The organism is Maribacter sp. R86514 (genome assembly GCF_044597005.1).
Taxonomy (GTDB): domain Bacteria; phylum Bacteroidota; class Bacteroidia; order Flavobacteriales; family Flavobacteriaceae; genus Maribacter.
Genome location: NZ_CP138999.1, coordinates 1904421 through 1917452, shown reverse-complemented (window position 1 = coordinate 1917452; position 13032 = coordinate 1904421). Strand labels below are relative to the sequence as shown.

Here is a 13032-nt window from a genome sequence, read left to right as displayed (position 1 = left end):
CCATTCTATTTTGTACTCTGTAGACCCAATTCAGCACCTTTAAGATACATAAAATTTTGAGCCGCTTCATATTCATTTGGTATTTCTCCTTCTAGAATAGCTTCTTTGATCGCTTCTTTGATAATACCAATTTCTTTAGAAGGTTTTAGCCCAAATGTTTTCATTATTTCTTCCCCACTAATAGGCGGCTGAAAGTTTCTTACGTGATCTCGAGCTTCTACTTCTTCAATCTTTTGACGAACAACTTTGAAGTTTTGATGATATCTACGTTGTTTTTTTGGATTCTTTGTAGTGATGTCTGCCTCGCATAAAGTCATTAAGTCCTCAACATTGTCACCTGCATCAAAAATTAACCTACGAACAGCAGAATCTGTAACATAATCTTCAGATAGTATAATTGGTCTTGAACTCATCAATACCATCTTTTGAACGAACTTCATCTTCTCGTTCAATGGCATACGTAAACGTTTGAACAATTTAAAGACCATTTTTGATCCTACAAATTCATGCCCATGAAATGTCCAACCAATTTTTTTATGGAATCTTTTAGTAGGTGCTTTGCCTATGTCGTGTAACAAAGCCGCCCAGCGTAACCAAAGGTCATCTGTAGCTTCAGATATGTTATCGACTACTTCTAGTGTATGCCAAAAGTTATCTTTATGCTTTTGCCCTTCAATTTCTTCTATACCCTGTAATGCGGTAAGCTCAGGAAGAATTAGTTCAAGTAATTCTGTTTTGTGTAGTAATGAAAGACCTAAAGAAGGTTTTTTACACAACATAATTTTATGTAGTTCGTCTAAAATTCGTTCATTGGAAACAATTTTTAAACGGTCTTTATGTTCTGTAATTGCTTGTAAAGAGGGTAGTGCTATCTGAAAATTTAGCTGGGTCGCAAAACGAATGGCCCTCATCATACGTAAAGGGTCATCTGAATAGGTTACGCCAGGTTCTAGCGGAGTCTTAATGATTTTATTCTCCAAATCTGTAATACCGTCAAAGGGGTCAAGAAGTTCACCGTAGTTTAATTTGTTCAAAGAAAGCGCCAAGGCATTTATGGTGAAATCCCTTCTTTTTTGATCATCTTCTAAAGTGCCGTCTTCAACAATAGGTTTGCGGCTATCTCTATTGTAACTTTCTTTACGTGCACCAACAAATTCAAGTTCAATACCATCACTTTTGATCATGGCGGTACCAAAATTTTTGAAAACGGAAACTTGTGGTTTTCCTCCTAATTTAGAAGCAACTTTTTCGGCAAGTTTAATACCGCTGCCAATTGCAACCACATCTATATCTTTTGGTATGTTACGTTTTAAGAAATAGTCTCTGACGAAACCACCAATAACGTAACAATCTACAGAAAGTTCTTCTGCACCTTCTGAAATAATTTTGAAAATTGGGTTGTTTAAAGCGTCTGTATAGCTCTCTTGCATGTTCTTAATCTCGAATAATCTTAACCGTACCGTCATTAGCTAATCTAATAATCGATGAGGCGGAGCTATTCTGTTTCTCACGATGCAAATTTACCACATAGTCTACACCTTTTAAAATGGCTGAATCTATATTTTGGAAAGATTTTGGAGTACTCTGACCAGAAATGTTGGCAGAAGTAGATACAATTGGCTTTTTGAACTTTCCGATCATGTATTTACAAAACTTATCTGATGCAACTCTAATGGCCAAAGTATTATCTGCTGCTATCAAGTTTTTAGCAACTCCACGGGGATTGTCAAAAATAATTGTGGTTGGTTTGGTAGACAGGTCAATAATATCATAGGCAAGATCAGAAACTTTCTCAACATGTTTTTCAAGCATGGCATCATTGGCAACCAAACATATAAGGGCCTTGCTATCGTTACGTTGTTTTAATTGATATACTTTTTCAACTGCTTTTTCATTGTTAGCATCGCAACCAATACCCCAAACTGTATCTGTAGGATAGAGTATGAGACCGCCATTTTCCAGTACTTCTATGCATTTGTTAATTTCAAGCTGAATATCCGACATGACTATTTTTTTAAGATTGTAGTAGTTTAAGTTCTTTATACCTGGCCCAAACGCCCAAAGCATTTAAATAGCAAATAGTAAGCCCTTTTTTACCATCTAAAATACCTAATCTAATGATGTAATGATTTAAGAATTTATAAAGTGGTCTAAAAATAAAGTGATACCATCTAGCTTTTTTTCCTTTCTTTACCTCTTCCCTGGCCTTCATTTTACCGTATTTCAACATTTTTCTTTTATAGTCCTCGTAGCCTTTGTAAGAATAATGTAATAGTTTGTTCGATAGAGTTCCAGATAGGCCATCTACGACCAATGTTTCATGAACAATTCTGTCTTGATTAAAATGTACCTTACTTTTTCTAAAAAGCCTGTAGTTTTTATCACTTTGCCAACCACTAAATCGTAATTTTTCTGTTTTGAACATAAATGTTCTTTGAAAATAATATGCTACGATTTTATGAGGTCTGTTTATAACTTCTAAAATTTCGGCTTTTAATGATGGAGTTATTCTTTCATCTGCATCGATAAACAAAACCCAATCATAGTTAGCTTGCTCAAGCGTGTATTTTTTTTGATCCGTGTAGTTTACAAACTCTCTACAAATTAATTGAACATTTTTATGCTTTTTAATTAAGTTAATCGTGTTATCTGTACTATATGAATCAACAACGATAATTTCGTCGGCAAAACTAAGGTTAGTTAATACCTCGTTGATATTATCTTCCTCGTTGTAAGTGATTAATAAAGCTGATATTTTTTGGTTTGCTTTATTCATTTATCAGATAATCTTCAATTTTTTTTAATTGTAGGTTCTTATCAAAATTTTTAGCGATATGATTATAACCGGTTAACCCCATTTGCTCACTTAACTCTTTGTTATGGTATAAAATTTCAATTTTATCGCAGAATTTAGTTATATCACCAACTTTCGTTAAATAACCACTTCTATTGTCTAATACTAATTCAGGATTACTACTGATATCAAAAGCTACTATGGGTTTCTTACAAAGTGCTGCCTCTGCCAATACATAACCAAAACCTTCCCATAAAGACGGCAAAACGAAAATATCTGCTTTATTTATGAATTTTAACGGTTTTTCTATAAAACCAGGCAGCTCAACTTCATTGGTGACATCTAACCTTTGTACGGTTTCCTCTAAGTTCTTTCTTAAGCTACCTTCACCACCAATTATTAATTTAAATTTTAAACCTCTTTGTTTTAATTCCGAAGCTAGTTCTATTAAAAATGTTTGATTTTTTTGATATTCAAGTCGACCTAAGTTCACTATTGTGAAAATTGATGAACTTTGATTTTCGACCATTGGTTTTATTTCAATACCATTATAAATTACTTCAATTTTTTCTTTCTTAAAAAGTGCTTTATTATTTGCATTAATTGTCTTTTTTGTAGCTAAGGAATTAGCTAGTACGTCTGTCAAGACATTTTTGAAATAATAACGATTCAAAAAAGAATTTTTAATTGGGATGGCACTTCCTCTTCTGTAAATTATACGTTTTATTCCTGCTTTTTTGGCACAGAACCCTGCTATTTTTACATCGCTAGATAAATTTAAAATAATTGTAGAAATATTTAATTCGAGAAATTTAGAAGTAAGTTTTAGGTGTTGAACAGGATTTATAAAACTTAAATTTGAAATTGAAATACCAATACATGGAACTTTGTTCTCTTTTAAGCGCTTTATTAGTTCACTTTTAACATGAGCAAAGACAATTACAGCATAGCCTTTGCGGTGTAAAAAAGTACTTATTTCTAAATGCCATTTCTCACCTCCGCCCCAAGCTTTTGCAGTATTAAAAAAGCAAATGTTTTGCATTTATAAAACTTTTTTATATAGGTTCATTAGGTTGTTAGCCACATTTTTATCAGAGAATTTTTGTACGTACTCTAGTCCAGTTTGCGTAAGTTTCAATCTTAATTTCGGATCTTCAAATAATAAGTTGATTTTAGACCTAATTTCATTTTCATCAGTAGGGTTAACAAATAAGGAATTTGGACCGGCAGCCTCTGGGAAACATCCAAACTTAGTTGTGATGACGGGTAAACCACTAAACAATGCTTCAATAATCGGTATGCCAAAGCCCTCGCAAATAGATGGATAACAAAATATTGTTGCATTTTGGTAAATTAACGCTAAATCTTCTGTTGTAATATTTTTTATAAAAGTTACTTGTTTTTCTAAATGGTTGGTTGAAATATACTTGTGTAATGCTTTTGCATATCCTTTTTCATGTCCTACTAGTACTAAATGATGTTCTGTACCATGTATTGCCTGAATTAATGTTAGTGCATTTTTTCGTTCTTGAAGCGTACCAACATTAAGTACATATTGGGTAGGTAAATTAAATTTTTGACGATTTTTTAGCTTTTCGTTTTCGGTATATTGCTTTTTGAATACAGCATTACATCCTTGGTATATAACACTTATTTTATTTTCATCTGCTTTTAAATATTTTATAGTGTCACTTTTTGTCTGTTCACTAATTGCAATGATATGATCGGCGACATTTACAGCGTACTTAAATTTAATCTTATAGATTATGCGATCAAAGAAATTATAATAGTGAGGATGACTTAAAAATATTAGGTCATGAATGGTTACAATTTTTGGTATATTGTTCTTTGTAATTTGAATAGGTATTTCACCAGATAAACCATGATAGAATGATACGTTTAACGGTTTTACCTGTTTCCACTGACCAATAAGCCTCCATAAGGAAGGAATTGTTCTCCATAATAATCCTTTTGGGTAAACTATAGTTGTGTCTTCATAGGGCATACAACCTTCAAGTTCGGATTTTTTAGTATTGAAGAGATAATAGTGATCTACAAAACCTTGTTTATGTAATATTCTAACAATGTCTCTACCGTAATTGCCCAAACCAGTATTGTTATGGAAAATACGTTTTGCATCGTAAGCTATTTTCATTGAATGAATTTGGGTTTGGGTATAAAACTACATATTATTTGTTAATTGCTTAAAAGAATTATTTAGGTAATCTTAAATCCTTTGCATTAACTAAGCTATTTTTAAATTGATATGAATTGAATATATTTTTCTTTTTGATTTCTGTATAGCCATTTATCATCTAAATATTTAGCTGTATTAATAGACTCGTTACCTGAAATCTTATTTAAAACTATAGACAAATTATTATCGTCGAAAAACAGTGCATTTTCTTTTAAATCAGGTATCGTGTTAAAATAGCTATTGCATAGTAATGATTTTTTATAGGCATAAGCTAAATTAAAACTTCCAGATATTTTATAAGTTAAGTAATCAGCACTTTTCTTAAGTAGCGGCATTATATAATCACTTTTCATCAAATAATTGTGATAAACGTTATTAGGTATAAATTCATCAAATATTATAAATGAAGACTGTAATTTGTTACTTGTTATTTTTTGCCAAATGGCTCTGCCTTCTCTAGATTCTTTATTTAATTTACCTAAAATTATAAATTTAATATTAACATCTATTTGGTTTAATGAAAGACAATCTATTAGTAAATCGAAATCTCTTCTACCTAAATCAATTCTACCGGGTATCGAAATCCAAATTTCATTACTAGGTTTAATTATTTCGTCTTTGTAGATAGGAAAATAGCATGGATAAAAGCTTTCAACTTTAAGTCCCTTTTTTTGATCAATATTAGTTTTTATGTAATCACTTAAAACTAAATAATCTTTAATTTTTAAAGAGATTAACTTTTGAGTAAAACTATCGTTGAGTTTTTTACCGTTATGCAGTATTCCTATACACTTCATTTTGTAACAAGATAGCAGAATAGTAAGATTTCTTACTATTTTACTCGAGCTAGCGGTATTGAACACAACAATAGGGTAATTTTTAAGAATTTTAATTAGTCTTCTTTGTTGGTCTATTTTATTGAAAATACCATTTTCAACGGGTACTATGAATTGAATTGCATTGCATAGGTTCTTGTAAGAATGAACACTACTTTTAAGTGATGCATTAAGTAATAAATCTACTTTATAGCCAGAATCTGTTAAAAATTTTACTTGGCTATAAATACATTCTTCATGGCTAGTACTAATTTCGAATAATAGAATTTTCATTATTCAATATTACACCTTATCTATGAAAAAGTAAACTAAATGTGAAGTAGTAAAATGAATTATGAAGCCAGTCTTTTTGATCTAAGTTCAATTTGGGTAATATTGTTTAGTTTAGAAAAAACAGGTTTTTCTATTGTTTTTTCCAATTTATGAAGTTCTTTATATCTAATATACACACTTAAGGCATTTAGGTAGCATACATTTATGCCCTTTAAACCATCTAATATACCTAGACGAAATACGTAATTATGAAAGAATTTCCAGGTTGGTTTGACGAAAAGCTTTATATAATTGAATTTTTTACTGTTAGATAATTCTTCTTGCGCTCTTAGACGACCATATTTAAGCATTTTACCTTTATAGTCTTCATAACTCTTATAACAGTAATGCGTCAATTTTTCTTTTAAAATGCCAGAAGTTCCATCAACGTCCAATGTTTCATGAACAATTTTGCAATCGGAAAATACAGCTTTACTTTTTCTAAAAAGTCGGTAGTTTTTATCTGTTTGCCATCCGCTGAAATTCAATTTTTCATTTTTGAACATGAATTGGCGATAAAACCAGAATGCTGCTATTTCAGTATCACTGGATACTGTTTCTATAATTTCGCTTTGTAAGGCATCTGAAACCACTTCATCTGCATCTAAAAATAAAACCCAGTCATTCTTGGCTTGTTTTAGGGCAAAAGATTTTTGAGCGGTAAAATTTTCAAACGGATTTTGAATGACTTTTACCTTAGGGTTACTCTTTAAATATTCATAAGTGCCATCGGTACTAAAAGAATCAACTACAATAATTTCATCGACAAAAGAGATAGACTCTATACATTTTTTAATGTAACCAATTTCGTTATAGGTAATAATTAATGCGGTAAGTTGATTTTTTTTGGTAATCATACAATCCAATTTGATAGGTTTGCTCTAATCGGAGCGAACAAAGTTATAACAAAAAAAGAATTAAAAAATTGTGTTAAGAAGTAAATTTCTTACACAACGACTATCCTGTTAAGTACACTTCTTCTGGGTATAAGAGTTTATGTTTAAAAATGGTTGCGTTTAATTCCTAAAAAAAAGAAATAAAAAAACCTTTCTAAGGCATTTTAATTTATAAAATACCCTAGAAAGGAAATGGAGTGAAAATGAAGAGTTTTATACAGCTACATCATACTCTCTAAGTGCATCATTTAAAGATGTCTTTTTGTTCGTGCTTTCTTTTCTTTTTCCGATTATCAATGCACACGGTACTTGAAATTCACCTGCTGGGAATTTTTTAGTGTAGCTACCAGGTATTACTACTGAACGCGCGGGTACAACACCTTTTGTTTCAACTGGGGTTTCCCCTGTAACGTCGATGATCTTTGTGCTCATTGTTAAAACAACATTAGCACCCAGTACCGCTTCTTTTTCAACTCTAACACCTTCGACAACTATACAGCGAGAACCAATAAAGGCACCGTCTTCTATAATTACCGGTGAAGCTTGTAAGGGTTCTAGAACACCACCAATACCAACACCACCACTTAGGTGAACATTTTTACCTATCTGTGCACAGCTACCAACTGTTGCCCAAGTGTCTACCATGGTACCCTCATCTACATAGGCACCGATATTTACATAACTAGGCATTAAGATGGTACCTGCAGAAATATAGGCACCATGTCTTGCTACGGCATTTGGTACCACTCTAATTCCTTTTTCTTTATACCCTCTTTTTAACGGCATTTTGTCGTGGTACTCAAAAATACCAGCTTCTAATGTTTCCATTTTTTGAATAGGGAAATACATTACTACCGCTTTCTTCACCCATTCATTGATTTGCCATCCGTCTGCAGTTGGTTCGGCACACCTCAATTTTCCTAAGTCTAAAAGGTTTACCACCTCTTTAATACTATCTTGGGTAGCAGACTCTTTTAAAAGGTCTCTATTTTCCCATGCTTTTTCTATTTGTGCTCTTAATTCTGTCATTTTCATAAAATTTCCTCAAATATAAGTTGAAGTACAGTAATTACCCGAGCGCAAAGGCACATATAACAAATTATCCTTTATTTTTGCCAAAAATTAAGTTTGGGAAAAATTCTTGCAATTGATTATGGAGAAAAGCGTATTGGGCTAGCGGTAACCGATGATATGAAAATGATAGCATTCGGTTTAACTACGGTCAATACTTCAGAAATCTTCACCTATTTATCTGACTATATACCTCGTGAAAATGTGGATACCATTGTAGTAGGTGAGCCCAAGCAAATGAATAATACCGCTTCTGAATCTGAAGTACATATTGCACCATTTTTAGTAAAGATGGCAGAGACGTTCCCAAAAATTCCTATTAAAAGGCATGATGAGCGTTTTACATCTAAAATGGCTTTTCAGACCATGTTGGATAGCGGATTAAAAAAGAAACAAAGAAAGAACAAGGCACTGATCGATGAAATCAGCGCAACGATTATTTTACAAGACTTTTTAAAAACAGTATAAATGATTTTACCCATTATTGCATACGGTGACCCCGTATTAAGAAAGGTAGCGGATGATATCGATAAAGATTATCCAAAACTGAATGATTTGATCGCTAACATGTGGGAGACCATGTATAATGCCAGTGGTGTAGGTCTTGCTGCACCACAAATAGGACTACCAATTCGTATTTTCTTGGTAGATACTACGCCGTTTTCTGGTGATGAGGATTTAACTGAAGATGAGCAAAAACAGTTAGACGGATTTAAACGAGTTTTTATCAATGCCACCATTGAAGAAGAAACTGGTGATGAATGGGCTTTTAACGAAGGCTGCCTTAGCATACCCGATGTTCGCGAAGATGTAAGTAGAAAAGATACTATTAAAATCACTTATTTAGATGAAAATTTTAAAGAGCACCAAGAAACCTTTGATGGTCTCTTAGCTCGTGTTATTCAACACGAATATGATCATATAGAGGGAGTGTTATTTACCGATAAACTATCTTCTTTAAAGAAGAGAATGTTAAAGAGTAGATTGACCAATATTTCTAAAGGAAAAATCAATGTAGAGTATCGTATGAAATTTCCTGCTATGAAAAAAGGACGTTAAAATGCCATTATAATTAATAGAAAAGTGTAATATTTGTCTACTGAAAATTTAAAATAGTATATGGGGTTAGAGAAAATTTTATCCGTTGCGGGAAAACCAGGTTTATATAAATTGATTACCCAAACCAGAACAGGTTTTGTAGCAGAGTCTTTGTTAGATGGAAAAAGAATAACGGTAAGTTTGCGTAGTAGTGTTAGTGTGTTGTCTGAAATAGCTATTTATACTCTAGAGGAGGAAGTGCCTTTAAGAGACGTATTCAAGAAAATGCATGAAAAGGAAAATGGTGGTAAAACATCTATCGGTCACAAAGAAGAAAAAATAAAATTAGAAGAGTATTTCTTTGAAGTATTACCTAATTATGATGAAGATCGTGTTTACGTTAGTGATATTAAAAAAGTTATACAATGGTATAATATTTTAATTGAAAATAAGATAACCGACTTCAATAGTCTAGAAAACGAAGAAGCAGAAACTGCTGAAGAAGAGTAAATTATAGTATTTTATTGAATAGGGCGTTAATTCTTGAAAAATAGAGTTAGCGCCCTTTTTCGTTTACAACCTTTTAGATATTACTATTTATAAAGTCTTTGATTATCGTTCGTCTATAGTAAACGTTTATTCGTCTTGAGAAAACAACCTGCCGTCTTCTGATCATATAAGTTTTGTTCGTGTTATTACATCTTTGCCTAGAAATACAATACAATTTTCAAAAAAAATGGATAACGTAATAACAAATTTAAGCAGCGAAATAAAGGGTGCCTTTTTCGATAATTCATATTCCCCTTTTGTTATCCTTGATAAGAATCTCATATTCGTTGATATAAATTTGGCTGCTGAAACCAAACTAGGTATATCTAGGGAAAAAATGATCGGCAAAAGTTTATTGGATATTTTTCCTTATCTAAAAAATAGTGAAAGATATGCAGCTTACAAAAATGTTTTAGTGACCGGTGTGCCTATAGGTTTTGATGAACTAACGTTCAGTAATGGAGTTAGTGAGCATAAATTTATGATAAGAGCCTTTAAAGTAGGTGAATATTTAGGTTTTACTTCTTTAGATGTAACCAACCTTATAACTACGGTAGAGAAACTCAGGGAAACTAAAGATGATTTAAAGAACGTAAACGCAAACCTTAAACGTAAAAATCAAGAATTAGAAGAATTCTCTTATGTTGCGGCACATGATTTAAGGGCACCATTAACCAATATTAAAAGTTTGTTAATGATGATTTCGAACAGCAATGCTTTACCATTAGAACTTGAACCGATTTTTACAAAACTCAATGAGGCAGGACAAAGTATGTGCGATAAGGTTAGAGCATTAAATACGATAATTTCGGTAAAATCTAACTTTGGTGGTGAAGTTGAGAAAGTAAGCTTTTCTAAGCTATTGGATAAGATTAAAAATGATCATTCACAGGTAATCATCAAGAATAGAATCATTATTAAACAAAATTTCAGCAATTGCCAACAAGTAGAGTATAACCGAGATCAATTGAATTTGATATTAGAAAATTTAATTTCAAATGCCATTAAATTCAGGTGTGAGAAGCGAAAATTAATCATAAAAGTGGGTATCAAAGAAATTGAAGGTAAATGCCACATTGAAATAGCTGATAACGGTATCGGTTTCGATAGTTGTAACAACAAAGAAAAGATATTTGGTCTTTTTAAAAGAATGCATGACCATGTAGATGGTCTTGGAATAGGTCTCTACTTAGTAAATAGTATTATTAGGGAAAATGGTGGTAGTATTTCTGTAGAGAGTAAAGTTAATCAAGGTAGCACCTTCAAAATAATTTTATAATGAACTATAATTTTAATAAAATGATATATTTAAATAATATTTTAATTGTCGATGATGACGATATTACCAATTTCATCACCAAATCTCATTTGGGAAAATTAGGGTTTAAAAACTTTAAATCTGTTTCAAATGGCAGAGAAGCCATTGAGTATATAACGACAAACCAAGATCCAGATATTATTCTGCTAGACCTTAACATGCCGGTTATGGACGGGTGGGAATTTCTAGAGGAAAGAAAGCGACTTAATTTATGTCCTAATGCTAAAATTTATTTGGTAACCTCATCAGGTAGAACCGAAGACAGGATGAAAGCTGCACAATATGATAATGTAAAAGATTATGTTGAAAAACCATTAAATTGTGATCAATTAAGCCAAACATTTATCAAGATAAACAGTTGCCTTGAAGATTGATCAAGGCAACTTGTTTAAAGTTTTGATTAATCTTTTGTTATGGTTTTATAACTATAATCGCTTTTTTTCCAGTCTATTAAATTAGATTGGTAGTACTTTACATCCATTCTATCAAGAAATGGAGCTTGGTCTGCCAACCTTACTTTGTAATTTTCCCAGTCTCTATTTTCTTTAATACTCCAGCTTAATTCAGAATACCCAATTATTCTTGGGAAAGCCAAATACTCAAGTTCATCAATATTGCTGATGGTTTCTGACCAAAGTGGGGCTTCGACCCCAAGTATATTCTTCATTGGTACGCCGTACTCTTCGGGTGTCCAATTATAAGCGGTGTCTACAGGTATATATGCTGCCCAATGAAGTCCAAATTTAGATAAGGTGTCGTACTCCATGTCTAAATATGCCTTCTTAGCCGGAGAAACAATAATTTGCATTCCCTTATCAACTGCTTTTTGGGCATTCTCTTCACTTGCCCACCATTGAGAAATTGATGTAGCGTCTATATCGGCAATGGCAACTTCGTCCCAACCGATCATGCGTTTGCCATGTTTTTGAACTATTTTTTCAACTTTATTGATAAAGTATATGTAGTCTTTCTTTTTGGTGACATGACTTTCATCACCGCCCACATGAAAATACGGGCCGGGCGTAATGGCTGCTATTTCTTCTACTACATCGTCTATAAATGCATACACCGTATCTTTCCTTGTGTCAAAAGTGCTAAAACCGACACGCATACCCTCATATAATTTAGGGGTTTTTCCGTTGCCATTCAAGAATGGGTACGAAACAGACGCTGCATTGGTATGACCGGGCATATCGATCTCAGGGATAATGGTCATATACCTTTCTGCTGCGTAACGTACTATTTCTTTATAATCTTCTTGTGTATAGAACCCGCCAGATTCTCCACCAACTTCTGTGCTACCACCAACTTCCGTTAACTTGGGCCATGATTTAATTTCAATTCTCCAACCTTGGTCGTCACTTAGGTGCAAGTGAAGCATATTTATTTTGTAATATGATAACAGGTCAATATACTTTTTAACATCATCAACGCTAAAAAAATGTCGAGCCACATCTAACATCGAGCCTCTATATTCAAAATTAGGACTGTCGATAATTTTACCCGAAGGTACTGGCCATATTTTTTGAGGTGCTAAGGTGTCATTACTTTTCAATGGCACTAATTGTCTTAGGGTTTGTATACCTCTAAACGCTCCTTCGGCCGTATTGGAGTTAATGATGATAGAATCTTGATTAATGTACAGTTGATATGCTTCAGTTGAGGCTAAATCCGTACTATCGCTCTGGTTGATATAAATTACTCTTTCTACCGTATTGGCACCTTGACTATTTACCGGAATGGTAAGATTAATTTTATCTTTTATTTTGCTGGCTAAAAATGTACCTACTTCTTCAAAACCAGTAGCATTTTTAGAAGTGTAGATAGCTGTAAACTGATCTAAAGCAAACGCAGAGTTGGTTGGTATCGTTTTTAAAGGTTTTGGTATTAGGCTTTCATCAGACAAATCTGTAATGGGCATTACAATGCGTTCTTTCTTTTCTTCGGTACATGCTATTAAAAGTAGGGTCAAGCTTGCAAAAAATAGACTTCGAATGCAAAAGGTCTTCATCATGTAATTT

At 32.7% G+C, this 13032-nt stretch carries 14 protein-coding genes; 5 read left to right on the top strand and 9 right to left on the bottom strand.

Going from position 1 to position 13032, the window contains the following annotated elements; all coding sequences use genetic code 11:
- Positions 1-5: 5 nt before the first annotated feature.
- The 8 genes from SJY30_RS08520 to SJY30_RS08485 all read right to left on the bottom strand — a co-directional run bounded on the left by SJY30_RS08520 (position 6) and on the right by SJY30_RS08485 (position 8064).
- Entirely contained in the window at positions 6-1466 is a 1461-nt protein-coding gene (locus SJY30_RS08520) for a CCA tRNA nucleotidyltransferase (protein ID WP_396635127.1), read from the bottom strand.
- A complete protein-coding gene (locus SJY30_RS08515) occupies positions 1435-2004 on the bottom strand; it encodes an L-threonylcarbamoyladenylate synthase (protein ID WP_396635126.1) in 570 nt (189 codons plus the stop codon). The genes SJY30_RS08520 and SJY30_RS08515 overlap by 32 nt, the downstream gene beginning before the upstream one ends.
- A gap of 10 nt (positions 2005-2014) precedes the next feature.
- Entirely contained in the window at positions 2015-2776 is a 762-nt protein-coding gene (locus SJY30_RS08510) for a glycosyltransferase family 2 protein (RefSeq protein WP_396635125.1), read from the bottom strand.
- Positions 2769-3836, bottom strand: coding sequence for a glycosyltransferase (locus tag SJY30_RS08505; protein WP_396635124.1), 1068 nt, complete (start codon positions 3834-3836; stop codon positions 2769-2771). The genes SJY30_RS08510 and SJY30_RS08505 overlap by 8 nt, the downstream gene beginning before the upstream one ends.
- Positions 3837-4949 carry a glycosyltransferase family 4 protein gene (locus SJY30_RS08500; RefSeq protein WP_396635123.1) on the bottom strand — a complete coding sequence of 371 codons (1113 nt, stop codon included), beginning with the start codon at positions 4947-4949 and terminating at the stop codon, positions 3837-3839.
- 101 nt (positions 4950-5050) lie between these two features.
- Positions 5051-6100 carry a hypothetical protein gene (locus SJY30_RS08495; RefSeq protein WP_396635122.1) on the bottom strand — a complete coding sequence of 350 codons (1050 nt, stop codon included), beginning with the start codon at positions 6098-6100 and terminating at the stop codon, positions 5051-5053.
- Positions 6101-6159: 59 nt separating this feature from the next.
- A complete protein-coding gene (locus SJY30_RS08490; RefSeq protein ID WP_396635121.1) occupies positions 6160-6996 on the bottom strand; it encodes a glycosyltransferase family 2 protein in 837 nt (278 codons plus the stop codon).
- Positions 6997-7248: 252 nt separating this feature from the next.
- Entirely contained in the window at positions 7249-8064 is an 816-nt protein-coding gene (locus tag SJY30_RS08485; protein ID WP_396635120.1) for a 2,3,4,5-tetrahydropyridine-2,6-dicarboxylate N-succinyltransferase, read from the bottom strand.
- Between the two features lie 99 nt (positions 8065-8163).
- On the opposite strand from SJY30_RS08485, the gene ruvX reads away from it, so the two are divergent.
- From ruvX to SJY30_RS08460, 5 genes are all read left to right on the top strand, one after another.
- Complete coding sequence (gene ruvX / locus SJY30_RS08480; protein ID WP_396635119.1) at positions 8164-8574, top strand: Holliday junction resolvase RuvX; 411 nt, start codon at positions 8164-8166, stop codon at positions 8572-8574.
- Positions 8575-9165, top strand: coding sequence for a peptide deformylase (gene def, locus SJY30_RS08475; protein WP_396635118.1), 591 nt, complete (start codon positions 8575-8577; stop codon positions 9163-9165).
- Between the two features lie 60 nt (positions 9166-9225).
- A complete protein-coding gene (locus SJY30_RS08470) occupies positions 9226-9654 on the top strand; it encodes a DUF5606 domain-containing protein (protein WP_396635117.1) in 429 nt (142 codons plus the stop codon).
- Positions 9655-9880: 226 nt separating this feature from the next.
- Positions 9881-10972 carry an ATP-binding protein gene (locus SJY30_RS08465; RefSeq protein ID WP_396635116.1) on the top strand — a complete coding sequence of 364 codons (1092 nt, stop codon included), beginning with the start codon at positions 9881-9883 and terminating at the stop codon, positions 10970-10972.
- Positions 10972-11385, top strand: a complete 414-nt coding sequence (locus SJY30_RS08460) for a response regulator (RefSeq protein WP_396635115.1) — start codon at positions 10972-10974, stop codon at positions 11383-11385. The genes SJY30_RS08465 and SJY30_RS08460 overlap by 1 nt, the downstream gene beginning before the upstream one ends.
- A 26-nt stretch (positions 11386-11411) precedes the next feature.
- On the opposite strand, the gene SJY30_RS08455 is transcribed toward SJY30_RS08460, so the two are convergent.
- On the bottom strand, positions 11412-13025 hold the full coding sequence (locus SJY30_RS08455; protein ID WP_396635114.1) for a family 20 glycosylhydrolase: 1614 nt from the start codon (positions 13023-13025) through the stop codon (positions 11412-11414).
- Positions 13026-13032 lie beyond the last annotated feature (7 nt).

Excerpts from the sequence above, each read along its gene's own strand:
- SJY30_RS08485 (WP_396635120.1), bottom strand. The coding sequence starts at position 8,064 with ATGACAGAATTAAGAGCACAAATAGAAAAAGCATGGGAAAATAGAGAC.
- def (WP_396635118.1), top strand. The coding sequence starts at position 8,575 with ATGATTTTACCCATTATTGCATACGGTGACCCCGTATTAAGAAAGGTA.
- SJY30_RS08520 (WP_396635127.1), bottom strand. The coding sequence starts at position 1,466 with ATGACGGTACGGTTAAGATTATTCGAGATTAAGAACATGCAAGAGAGC.
- SJY30_RS08465 (WP_396635116.1), top strand. The coding sequence starts at position 9,881 with ATGGATAACGTAATAACAAATTTAAGCAGCGAAATAAAGGGTGCCTTT.
- SJY30_RS08500 (WP_396635123.1), bottom strand. The coding sequence starts at position 4,949 with ATGAAAATAGCTTACGATGCAAAACGTATTTTCCATAACAATACTGGT.
- SJY30_RS08510 (WP_396635125.1), bottom strand. The coding sequence starts at position 2,776 with ATGAATAAAGCAAACCAAAAAATATCAGCTTTATTAATCACTTACAAC.
- SJY30_RS08490 (WP_396635121.1), bottom strand. The coding sequence starts at position 6,996 with ATGATTACCAAAAAAAATCAACTTACCGCATTAATTATTACCTATAAC.
- SJY30_RS08495 (WP_396635122.1), bottom strand. The coding sequence starts at position 6,100 with ATGAAAATTCTATTATTCGAAATTAGTACTAGCCATGAAGAATGTATT.
- SJY30_RS08455 (WP_396635114.1), bottom strand. The coding sequence starts at position 13,025 with ATGATGAAGACCTTTTGCATTCGAAGTCTATTTTTTGCAAGCTTGACC.
- SJY30_RS08460 (WP_396635115.1), top strand. The coding sequence starts at position 10,972 with ATGAACTATAATTTTAATAAAATGATATATTTAAATAATATTTTAATT.
- SJY30_RS08515 (WP_396635126.1), bottom strand. The coding sequence starts at position 2,004 with ATGTCGGATATTCAGCTTGAAATTAACAAATGCATAGAAGTACTGGAA.
- SJY30_RS08505 (WP_396635124.1), bottom strand. The coding sequence starts at position 3,836 with ATGCAAAACATTTGCTTTTTTAATACTGCAAAAGCTTGGGGCGGAGGT.
- SJY30_RS08470 (WP_396635117.1), top strand. The coding sequence starts at position 9,226 with ATGGGGTTAGAGAAAATTTTATCCGTTGCGGGAAAACCAGGTTTATAT.